Raw genomic sequence first — 11589 nt, forward strand, 5'->3', positions numbered from 1 at the left:
AACCTACGGCTAGCTTCCTAGTTTGCTCTTTGATTTTCATTGAGTATAAAATGCCAGAAAAAGAGCATAAAAGAGTACACAAAAAGAGACAAAAACAAGATCTACTAAATAAAGGTTTTTTATTTGATAGGCTTAGTTGTTCATGTCTCCCTTACCTCCGAGTATTGGTATCTTTATACTATACTTTTAAGGAAATTTTGTCAACAGAAAACTGGAAATTCCAAGCTCTAAAATACGAGTGATAAGCATTAGTACCGAGTTCTTTGTCTTCCATAGGGGCATCCTCCTTGCTCTGATGTAGTATAGCACTAAAAAACAAAATATCATAGTGGACATATTAAAAACTTGAATGTTAATTACAAAGTTTGGTGGGTTGATTTGTAGGCTTTTCATGGTATAATCAAGAGAGTAAATCTTTATGGAGGAAGTATGAAATTAAATATTCAAGAGATACGCAAGCAGTCTGAAGGCTTGCATTTTGAACAAACGTTAGACCTAGTCGCAGACCTGCGTGCACGTAATCAAGAAATTTTAGATGTAAAAAATATCCTTGCAGTTGGGAAAGTACAGTACGAAAACCGTATGTATTTCTTAGATTATCAACTATCTTATACCATTGTTCTTGCTTCAAGTCGTAGTATGGAGCCAGTTGAGTTAGTTGAATCTTATCCAGTAACGGAAGTTTTCATGGAAGGTGCAACTAACCAACTAGATCAGGAAGTTTTAGACGATGACTTGGTCCTGCCTATCGAAAATGGAGAACTTGACCTTGCTGAGAGCGTGTCAGACAATATCCTACTAAACATTCCTATCAAGGTCTTGACGGCTGAAGAAGAAGCTGGCCAAGGATTTGTTTCAGGAAATGACTGGCAAATCATGACAGAAGAAGAATACCAAGCTCAACAAGCAGTTAAGAAAGAAGAAAACAGTCCTTTTGCTGGTTTACAAGGACTATTTGATGGAGACGAATAATGGTTTTGTCAAAAAAACGAGCACGAAAGGTGCTAGAAGAAATCATTGCTCTTTTTCCAGATGCCAAGCCCAGTCTTGATTTCACTAATCATTTTGAACTCTTGGTTGCGGTCATGTTGTCAGCCCAGACGACGGATGCAGCGGTAAATAAGGCTACGCCAGGCCTCTTTGCTGCCTTTCCAACGCCACAAGCCATGTCTGTTGCAACAGAGAGTGAGATTGCTTCACACATTTCTCGACTGGGACTGTATCGAAATAAGGCTAAATTCCTTAAAAAATGTGCCCAACAGTTACTAGACGATTTTGATGGTCAAGTCCCTCAAACACGTGAGGAATTGGAGAGTTTGGCAGGTGTTGGTCGCAAGACAGCCAATGTTGTTATGAGTGTAGGATTTGGGATTCCAGCCTTTGCAGTGGATACTCATGTGGAGCGTATTTGCAAACACCACGATATCGTCAAAAAATCAGCGACACCACTTGAGGTGGAAAAGCGGGTCATGGATATCTTGCCGCCTGAGCAGTGGTTAGCAGCTCATCAGGCCATGATTTATTTTGGAAGAGCCATTTGTCATCCTAAAAATCCAGAGTGTGACCAGTACCCACAGTTATATGATTTTAGCAATTTGTAAGATGGAAAATCGAAAGTTTTTGCTTGATTTTAAGCTTACTTTGTGCTATAGTAATTGATAACTAAATATTCCTTTAAACTTGTCCCGTGAGGCAGGCAAGGAGCGCGATAAAGTAGAAGGGTGAAGTCTATACTGTGTGCAGTAGGGCTTGCTTAGCTATACATTTCAAGTCTCCTTGTTTAAGGAGACTTTTCTTTTTGGAGGTTTGTCATGAAGACAAAAGAAGTTGTAGACGAATTGACCGTCAAACGAGCGATTACGCGTATTACTTATGAGATTATTGAACGCAACAAAGATTTGAATAAAATCGTCTTGGCTGGTATTAAAACTCGCGGTGTCTTTATCGCCCATCGTATCCAAGAACGTTTGGAGCAACTAGAAAACCTTTCAGTTCCGGTTGTGGAATTGGATACTAAACCCTTCCGTGATGATGTTAAAAGTGGAGAAGATACTTCTTTGGTTTCTGTCGATGTGACAGACCGCGAAGTTATCTTGGTGGACGATGTGCTTTATACAGGTCGTACCATCCGTGCTGCTATTGATAATATTGTAGGTCATGGTCGTCCTGCGCGCGTAAGTTTAGCAGTTCTAGTCGATCGTGGACATAGAGAATTGCCAATCCGTCCAGATTACGTTGGGAAGAATATCCCAACCAGTCGTTCTGAAGAAATCATCGTAGAGATGGCAGAACTTGATGGTCAAGACAGAGTTCTGATTACTGAAGAAGCTTAGAAAGCTAAAGGAGTGGCCATGTCAGAAAATCAACAAGCATTGAACCATGTGGTGTCCATGGAAGACCTCACTGTCGATCAAGTGATGAAATTGATCAAACGAGGGATTGAGTTTAAAAACGGAGCTCAGCTTCCTTATGAAAACCACCCGATTGTTTCCAATCTTTTCTTTGAGGATTCTACACGGACGCATAAGTCCTTTGAAGTGGCAGAGATTAAACTGGGGCTGGAACGACTTGACTTTGATGTGAAGACTAGTTCAGTCAATAAGGGTGAGACACTTTATGATACCATTTTGACTCTGTCTGCTTTAGGAGTGGATGTCTGTGTGATTCGCCACCCTGAGGTTGACTACTACAGAGAGTTAATTGCTAGTCCCACGATTACGACTTCCATCATCAATGGTGGAGATGGTTCGGGACAACATCCTAGCCAGAGCTTGCTTGATTTGATGACTATTTATGAGGAATTTGGCCACTTTGAGGGTCTCAAGGTTGCGATTGCAGGTGACTTGGACCATTCACGCGTTGCCAAATCCAATATGCAGATTTTGAAACGCTTGGGAGCTGAACTTTATTTTGCTGGACCTGAGGAATGGAGAAGTCAAGAGTTTGCAGACTATGGACAGTTTGTAACCATTGATGAAATCATTGATCAGGTGGATGTCATGATGTTTCTCCGTGTGCAACATGAACGCCATGATAGCGGAGCAGTCTTTTCAAAAGAAGACTACCATGCCCAACATGGCTTGACTCAAGAACGTTATGACCGTTTGAAAGAAACAGCAATCCTCATGCACCCAGCTCCAGTCAACCGTGATGTAGAAATCGCAGACCACTTGGTTGAAGCACCAAAATCACGGATTGTCCAACAAATGACCAATGGTGTCTTTGTTCGAATGGCAATCTTAGAATCCGTACTGGCGAGTAGAAACGCCAACTAAAACACAAGACGTTAAAAGACGCCAGTGAGCGTCCACGAGAGGTGAAAATATGACAAAAAGACTTCTAGTATTAGAAGATGGTACAGTTTTTGAAGGCAAGGCCTTCGGAGCAGATATTGATGTAACTGGTGAAATTGTCTTTAATACAGGCATGACCGGCTACCAAGAATCCATTACAGACCAGTCTTATAATGGACAAATCTTGACCTTTACTTATCCTTTGGTGGGAAATTATGGAATTAACCGTGATGATTACGAATCCATTATTCCAACTTGTAAGGGAGTTGTTGTTTTCGAAGAAGCACGTAGAGCTAGTAACTGGCGCAACCAAATGACCTTGGATGAATTTTTGAAAGCCAAGAAAATTCCGGGTATTTCAGGGATTGATACACGTGCTCTTACCAAGATTATCCGTAAGCATGGTACGATGCGTGCAACCTTGACCCATGTTGGGGACAGTATGGACCATGTGACGGACCAGCTCCAAGCAACAGTCTTGCCGACAGACAATATCAAGCAGGTTTCTACTAAAACTTCGTATCCAGCTCCAGGAGTTGGTTTGAGCGTAGTGCTAGTGGACTTTGGTCTCAAGCACTCAATCTTACGTGAACTCTCTAAGCGCAACTGTAACGTGACAGTCGTTCCTTATTCAACAACGGCTGAAGAAATTCTCCATCTCAACCCTGACGGAGTTATGTTGTCAAATGGACCGGGAAATCCAGAAGATGTTCCCCAAGCACTGGATATGATTCGTGGTGTACAAGGAAAAATTCCAATTTTTGGTATTTGTATGGGGCATCAACTCTTTGCAATGGCAAACGGGGCTAAGACTTACAAGATGAAATTTGGACACCGTGGATTCAACCATGCGGTACGCGAAATTGCTACAGGACGTGTGGATTTTACAAGTCAAAACCATGGTTATGCAGTTAGCCGTGAGGATTTGCCAGAGCATTTGATTATCACCCATGAAGAAATCAATGACAAGTCAGTTGAAGGTGTGCGTCACAGATACCAACCTGCTTTCTCTGTTCAATACCATCCAGATGCAGCCCCTGGTCCACACGACGCTAGCTACCTATTTGACGAGTTTATCGAGATGATGGAAGCTTTTAAACAATCAAACTAAGAATGAGTAAAAGCTCGTCGGAGAATTTATGTAACTGAACACGGACGGAAAGCTCGGAATTTAGAGAAACCAACTTGGATTGTCAATCCTTCCTTGGTTTCCTAAAATTCAATCGCTTTCTATTCGTCCTTTGTATCTTATTTAATGGAAATCTGAGAGTTGCCGAATAGAAAGGCAGGTCGTTTCTTTTAGTCGCTATCAGGCGAACTAAAAACTCCCTGCACTAGATTTTTTACCGAAAAATATCGTTTCGCTAAAAAATCGTCGGAGAATTTATTTAATGTCGCTCAGTGAGGCGACGAATAGAAAGGAGAAGGGTGGTCCGTATTTGCTGAACTGAATACGGGCTACGGACGGTGCTAAAAAGATAGTTATTCCTAGAACTGACAGTTCTTCGTCATAACTCCTATTTTAGCTTTGTCCGCTTGACGCCCTTAATATCTTATATATGCCTAAACGTACTGATATTCAAAAAATTATGGTGATTGGTTCTGGTCCGATTATTATTGGTCAGGCTGCTGAGTTTGACTACGCTGGGACCCAGGCTTGCTTGTCTTTGAAAGAGGAAGGTTATGAGGTGGTTTTGGTTAATTCAAACCCTGCAACCATCATGACGGACAAGGAGATTGCGGACAAGGTTTATATTGAACCGATTACACTTGAGTTTGTGACACGTATTCTTCGTAAGGAGCGTCCAGATGCCTTGCTACCAACACTCGGTGGTCAAACAGGGCTTAATATGGCCATGGAATTGTCTAAAAATGGTATCCTAGATGAGCTTGGTGTTGAACTTCTGGGTACTAAACTATCTGCCATTGATCAAGCGGAGGACCGTGACCTCTTTAAACAATTGATGGAAGAGCTCAACCAACCAATTCCAGAATCTGAAATTGTCAACACAGTCGAAGAAGCTGTTGCCTTTGCAGCGACAATTGGTTACCCAGTTATCGTTCGTCCAGCCTTTACCCTTGGTGGTACTGGTGGTGGTATGTGTGCCAACGAGGAAGAATTGCGTGAAATCGCTGAAAATGGTTTGAAATTATCACCTGTGACCCAATGTTTGATTGAGCGTTCGATTGCAGGTTTCAAGGAAATCGAATACGAAGTGATGCGTGACTCAGCTGACAATGCTTTGGTTGTTTGTAACATGGAAAACTTTGACCCAGTCGGAATTCACACAGGAGATTCCATTGTATTTGCTCCTGCGCAAACCATGGCAGACTATGAAAACCAAATGCTACGTGACGCGAGCTTGAGCATCATTCGTGCCCTTAAGATTGAAGGGGGATGTAACGTTCAGCTGGCCCTTGATCCACACAGTTTCAAGTATTATGTCATCGAAGTAAACCCTCGTGTGTCGCGTTCTTCAGCCCTAGCATCTAAGGCGACAGGGTATCCGATTGCAAAATTGGCTGCTAAGATTGCAGTAGGTTTGACCTTGGATGAGGTCATCAACCCAGTTACAGGTTCAACCTATGCCATGTTTGAACCAGCCCTTGACTACGTGGTTGCCAAGATTCCTCGTTTCCCATTTGACAAGTTTGAAAAGGGTGAACGCCGTCTCGGTACACAAATGAAGGCGACTGGAGAAGTCATGGCAATCGGTCGTAATATCGAGGAATCTCTTCTCAAGGCCTGCCGCTCCCTTGAAATTGGGGTGCACCACAATGAAATACCTGAACTTGCAGCAGTTTCTGATGATGCCTTGATTGAAAAGGTTGTCAAAGCCCAAGATGACCGTCTCTTCTACGTATCAGAAGCAATTCGTCGTGGCTACACACCTGAAGAAATTGCAGAGCTTACAAAAATCGATATTTTTTATCTGGATAAACTCCTACATATCTTTGAAATTGAGCAGGAATTGGGTGCTCATCCACAAGATCTAGAAGTCTTGAAAACAGCTAAACTTAATGGCTTCTCAGACCGTAAGATTGCGGAACTTTGGAAAACAACTGCTGATCAACTTCGTCAACTTCGCTTGGAAAACAAGATTGTTCCAGTTTATAAGATGGTCGATACCTGTGCTGCGGAGTTTGATTCTGAAACACCATATTTCTATTCAACCTATGGATGGGAAAATGAGTCTATCAGATCTGATAAAGAATCTGTACTTGTCCTAGGTTCAGGTCCAATCCGTATCGGTCAAGGGGTCGAATTTGACTATGCAACGGTTCACTCAGTTAAGGCTATCCAGGCAGCTGGTTATGAAGCTATCATCATGAACTCAAATCCAGAGACTGTTTCAACAGACTTCTCGGTATCAGACAAGCTTTACTTTGAGCCATTGACATTCGAAGATGTTATGAATGTCATCGACTTGGAGCAACCAAAAGGGGTTATCGTTCAGTTCGGTGGTCAAACAGCTATCAACCTTGCGGAGCCATTGGCAAAAGCAGGTGTGACCATCCTTGGTACACAGGTCGCTGACCTAGACCGTGCTGAAGACCGTGACCTCTTCGAGCAAGCTCTCAAAGAATTGGACATTCCACAGCCACCAGGACAAACGGCTACCAATGAAGAAGAAGCAGTTCTTGCAGCACGTAAGATTGGTTTCCCAGTCCTTGTTCGCCCATCTTATGTACTTGGTGGACGCGCCATGGAAATCGTAGAAAATGAAGAAGATCTTCGTTCTTACATGCGTACAGCGGTTAAGGCTAGTCCAGACCACCCAGTTCTTGTCGATTCTTATATCGTTGGTCAGGAGTGCGAAGTTGATGCCATCTCAGATGGTGAAAATGTCCTTATCCCAGGTATCATGGAGCATATCGAACGTGCTGGTGTCCACTCAGGTGACTCAATGGCTGTTTACCCTCCGCAAACCTTGTCTCAAAAGGTGCAGGAAACCATCGCAGACTACACCAAACGCCTAGCAATCGGCCTCAACTGTCTTGGAATGATGAACATTCAGTTTGTTATCAAGGATGAAAAAGTCTACGTTATTGAGGTCAATCCACGTGCCAGCCGTACCGTTCCATTCCTTTCTAAGGTAACTAATATTCCTATGGCTCAAGTAGCGACCAAGCTCATTCTTGGTCAAAACCTTGAAGAACTTGGCTACCAAGATGGACTTTACCCTGAAAGCACTCGCGTTCATATCAAGGCACCTGTCTTCTCCTTTACCAAACTAGCTAAGGTAGACAGCTTACTTGGTCCTGAAATGAAGTCAACAGGGGAAGTTATGGGTTCTGATACTACTTTGGAAAAAGCTCTCTATAAAGCTTTTGAAGCTTCTTACCTCCACTTGCCAACCTTTGGAAATGTTGTATTTACCATCGCTGATGATGCCAAAGAAGAAGCCTTGGACTTGGCTCGTCGTTTTCAAAATATTGGCTATGGAATCCTCGCGACAGAAGGGACAGCAGCCTTCTTTGCCAGTCATGGATTATATGCTCAGCCTGTTGGTAAGATTGGTGATGACGATAAGGATATTCCAAACTTTGTTCGTAAAGGAAGAATTCAAGCTATCATTAACACAGTTGGAACAAAACGAACTGCTGACGAAGATGGTGAGCAAATCCGCCGTTCAGCCATTGAACACGGGGTGCCCCTCTTCACAGCGCTAGATACAGCTAATGCCATGCTTAAGGTACTTGAAAGTCGTAGCTTTGTTACAGAAGCGATTTAAATAGAAAAATAAGATATAGCAGACTGAATTTAGAACAGTACACAGGAATACTAAAATATTTCTAGAAATTAATTTGAATTTTCTAATTGATTTGTTCGTATCTTATTTCAATCTACTATAGAAAAAAGTCTTTAAAATTATAAAACGCATAATATCAGGTGTTGAAAACCTTGATATTATGCGTTTTATTGTAGGAATATTTACTTCATTTTCTACTAAAATTATGTTTTTGAATAACCTCTATCTTAGTAGTTTGTATGGTCGCCCTCAATCAGTTTTTACGATAAGCTTTAATGCTATGACTATACCATTCTTGCATTTCTTTTGATGGTGGTGTCATATAATCCCCATACATCTGGGTTAAAAATTGGTCATATTTTTTTGGCACAGGCAACATACGACCTTCAAATTCAGTCAAAATCAGTTCTTTAAAGGTATCAACTGGGAAGATTTCTTTCATCCCTTCCTTACCGATCCCAATTCCTCCTTCATATTGAGGAGAGTTGGTTGTAGCATTTTTGACTAGCTGATCAATTTTCTTGTAAAAGTAACGGGGATTGACCACTCGGAGGGCATACCAGCTACATAATCTAAGAAAATCTTTTAATTTGCTATCACCGTGAACTGCTCGTGATTTTTTGATATAAGCTAGTTGACGAAGAGCCACATACTTATAGCTCTTGTCGACAATGCTCAAGTCTGTAAATCGATCAATTGGGAAGACATCGATGAAAAGGCTGGTATCATGACGCTTGTACTTAACATGGTCTTCTATAACAGTAGAAGTGTCCAAAATCGATGCGAAATTATGGAAGTACCAAGAAGATGTATCGTAGGAAAGAACCTTGTAGCGAGGGTGATTTTCTTCTTCAATAATCTTCAGTAAACGCTCATAATCCTCACGATAAAGGGAAATATCAATATCATCATCCCAAGGAATCATACCTTTGTGGCGGATGGCTCCAAGCATGGTTCCATAACTGAGAAAATAAGGAATATCATGTTTCTTACAAGTCTCATCAATATAGTCTAGCAGAGCTAGTTGAATTTCTTTAATTTCTTTTTTTTCTAAATATTGCATCCTAATCCTCCAATTTATAAGCGTGAAATTCATGACTGTAGAAGCGTTTTTCTGCTGGTGGTAGGGTCATATAATCTCCATAAAATTGTGTCAAAATAGTATCAAATTTTTCAGGTGCTGGAAGGCTTAAATTTTCAAAGGGTAAATCAATTATTTTATCGAAGGTACCACTTGGGAAGACTTCCTTTTCCTTAAATTTAGAAGGGATAAAAGCCATATACTGACCATTTTCACGACTATATTTTTGAATTTCTTTCTCGATTTTATGTGCGAAATAACGAGGAGAAACCGGTCGAAGGAGCAACCAAAAGGCTGTTCGTATCCAATCTTTTAAAAGGCTATCCTTATAGACAATATTTTTATGTTTACTGAAAGACAGCAGTTTGAAGCTTTCCAGTTTATAACAAGTATCAATGACCTTAGGATCATCAAAGCGATCTATAGGGAAAATATCGATAAAGATACCAGACTCATAGGTTTTTGTATTTCGAGTATCAATAATTTTAGTCGTACTGTCGGTTATCTTGATAAAGTTGTTAAAGTAGTTCTTATCAGTTTCTAAGGAAAGGAGCTTATACTTGCTTTTTTCCTTTTGAAAAATGTTAATAAATCGTTGGTAGTCTTCTCTAGGCATGGACAGATCAATATCGTCGTCCCAAGGAATAAAGCCTTGATGTCGAACCGCCCCAATCAGAGTACCGTAGTTAATAATATAGTTGATATTGTGCTTTTTACAGAGAGTATCAATATAATCCAAAATTTCTAATTCAATTTGTTTGGCATCTTCAATGGTTAGTTGTTTCATTTTAAACTCCTATGATCTTTTGAATTTATTTTTTAAGGCTAGGACATGGTTTAAAAATTCATAGAAAATGCTATCTTTTGTGAAGACAAGTAGACCAATATAAGAGATAGCTGATAGCAAGACAATCAAACCAGTATTCATCAAAAATGGCAAATTAATGACCATATCCACAGGATACAAGAAATTGATCAGGAAATAAATTCCTACGAAAGAAAGTGAAAAGAGAGAGTATCGAACAGTATAGCTAAAGATATGTCCCAAGTGAATAAGTTGTTTTCTATGGATGAAAATGATATAGAAAACAAGTAGAGAGGCCTCTGATAACATAGTTGTCAGTAAGTAGTATTCAGGAGCCACGATATGGTTGAAAAAGAGGAGACTATTTAAGCCCAAATTGAGTAGCCCAGCAAAGACTGTATAGACTGTGATACGTTTTTCATAGCCATTGGTAAAGAGAATTTGGGAACCAAGAATGGTATCTAAGGCCAGGATAATCGTACGAAAAGCGAAGAGAGAGGTCAAGATGCCACCTCCGATATATTTTTCACTACCGTAAAGTAGGATGGCATTTGGTCCTAAAACCATGAGTCCAAAGCTCAGTGGAATGATAAAGAAGTTAAAGATTCGACTACCTCTATTAACCAGAGAAACATAGGCTTCCTTATCGCCTTTTCCTAGATAGTAACTAAGACGAGGCACACTCACTCCGATAGCTCCTGTTACAACACCAGCAATAACGGTCACAATTCGTTGAGCTATGGTGTAGTAACTAACGTTGACATCAATCCCTGTTTTAACGAGGAAGAGACGATCCAAAAAAGTGAAGAGCATATTGGCATTAGCAAAGACCAACATGGCTGTCAGAGGGAGAAAGAGCGGTTTAAAATCACTGATGTGAATTTTAACAAGCTTAATGTCTCTTTTAATCCAAAAATAACTAATCAGATAGTTAATCAGTGTCGATAAACTCATCACAAGTGTATAGACAACAATATCGTGTTCATTTTTGACAAACAGGAAAATAGAGACCAGCATCAGGATACGGATGAAGGTAGTTTTGTAAAAGAGAAAACTATAATTTTCCAGAGCTTCATTGACCCATTCGATTGAAAAAATCTGGGCAATGAGTTGAATCCCCATAACAAGGTAGACCTTTTTGACGATTGGATTATCTGTAAAGAAGAGAGGATAGGCTAGGATATAGACCGCAGTGGTCAAAATTGTACAAGCTATGCACAAATAAAAAAGACTGGAGAAGGTTCTATTCAGATCTTTTTTGTTATCCTTGACATTACTGATGGCTCGTAAACCGTAGTTATAGACCCCATAAGTCGCAAAGGGTAAGAAAAATGACAAAATAGTGTCGACTGAGTTGAAGTAACCATAGTCAGTTCGGTCCAAGACACGCGCGACGTAGGTTCCAGTTAAGATGGGAAAAATAATATTCAAGACACGAATTCCCATGTAAGATAGAGCATTTAATTTTATACTTTTCATTCAATTTACCTCGTTTTTCATTATATCATAAAGTCAGCTAATAAGAAATGAAGGGCAGTAATACTCTTCGAAAATCAAATTCAAACCACGTCAGCGTCGCCTTACCGTACTCAAGTACAGCTTACGGCTAGCTTCCTAGTTTGCTTTTTGATTATGGATTCAAGCCAGTTTTTCTCG

General features: G+C 40.5%; 9 protein-coding genes. 6 read left to right on the forward strand and 3 right to left on the reverse strand.

What is annotated here, in order from left to right; all coding sequences use genetic code 11:
• The first annotated feature begins 429 nt into the window (after positions 1-429).
• The 6 genes from HT671_RS07885 to carB all read left to right on the forward strand — a co-directional run bounded on the left by HT671_RS07885 (position 430) and on the right by carB (position 8029).
• The gene (locus HT671_RS07885) at positions 430-972 is read left to right on the forward strand and encodes a DUF177 domain-containing protein (protein WP_023936535.1); all 543 of its coding nucleotides are present in this window, start codon (positions 430-432) and stop codon (positions 970-972) included.
• Positions 972-1601 carry an endonuclease III gene (nth, locus tag HT671_RS07890; RefSeq protein ID WP_000244443.1) on the forward strand — a complete coding sequence of 210 codons (630 nt, stop codon included), beginning with the start codon at positions 972-974 and terminating at the stop codon, positions 1599-1601. Before HT671_RS07885 ends, nth begins: the two co-directional genes overlap by 1 nt.
• 210 nt (positions 1602-1811) lie before the next feature.
• Complete coding sequence (gene pyrR / locus HT671_RS07895; RefSeq protein ID WP_000850023.1) at positions 1812-2333, forward strand: bifunctional pyr operon transcriptional regulator/uracil phosphoribosyltransferase PyrR; 522 nt, start codon at positions 1812-1814, stop codon at positions 2331-2333.
• A gap of 18 nt (positions 2334-2351) precedes the next feature.
• Positions 2352-3275, forward strand: coding sequence for an aspartate carbamoyltransferase catalytic subunit (locus HT671_RS07900; protein WP_023936533.1), 924 nt, complete (start codon positions 2352-2354; stop codon positions 3273-3275).
• A gap of 49 nt (positions 3276-3324) precedes the next feature.
• Complete coding sequence (locus HT671_RS07905; protein WP_000166853.1) at positions 3325-4404, forward strand: carbamoyl phosphate synthase small subunit; 1080 nt, start codon at positions 3325-3327, stop codon at positions 4402-4404.
• A gap of 448 nt (positions 4405-4852) precedes the next feature.
• Positions 4853-8029, forward strand: coding sequence for a carbamoyl-phosphate synthase large subunit (gene carB / locus HT671_RS07910; RefSeq protein WP_138703139.1), 3177 nt, complete (start codon positions 4853-4855; stop codon positions 8027-8029).
• Between the two features lie 271 nt (positions 8030-8300).
• On the opposite strand, the gene HT671_RS07915 is transcribed toward carB, so the two are convergent.
• The 3 genes from HT671_RS07915 to tacF are packed head-to-tail and all read right to left on the reverse strand — an operon-like array spanning position 8301 to position 11412.
• A complete protein-coding gene (locus HT671_RS07915) occupies positions 8301-9110 on the reverse strand; it encodes a phosphorylcholine transferase LicD (RefSeq protein ID WP_001199655.1) in 810 nt (269 codons plus the stop codon).
• Between the two features lies 1 nt (position 9111).
• Positions 9112-9915 (reverse strand): phosphorylcholine transferase LicD, encoded by an 804-nt coding sequence (locus HT671_RS07920; RefSeq protein ID WP_000811884.1) that lies wholly within the window; start codon positions 9913-9915, stop codon positions 9112-9114.
• A gap of 9 nt (positions 9916-9924) precedes the next feature.
• Complete coding sequence (gene tacF, locus HT671_RS07925) at positions 9925-11412, reverse strand: type IV teichoic acid flippase TacF (RefSeq protein WP_172923114.1); 1488 nt, start codon at positions 11410-11412, stop codon at positions 9925-9927.
• Positions 11413-11589: the final 177 nt, after the last annotated feature.

The organism is Streptococcus sp. 2741, from assembly GCF_013276315.1.
Taxonomy (GTDB): Bacteria; Bacillota; Bacilli; order Lactobacillales; family Streptococcaceae; genus Streptococcus; species Streptococcus pseudopneumoniae.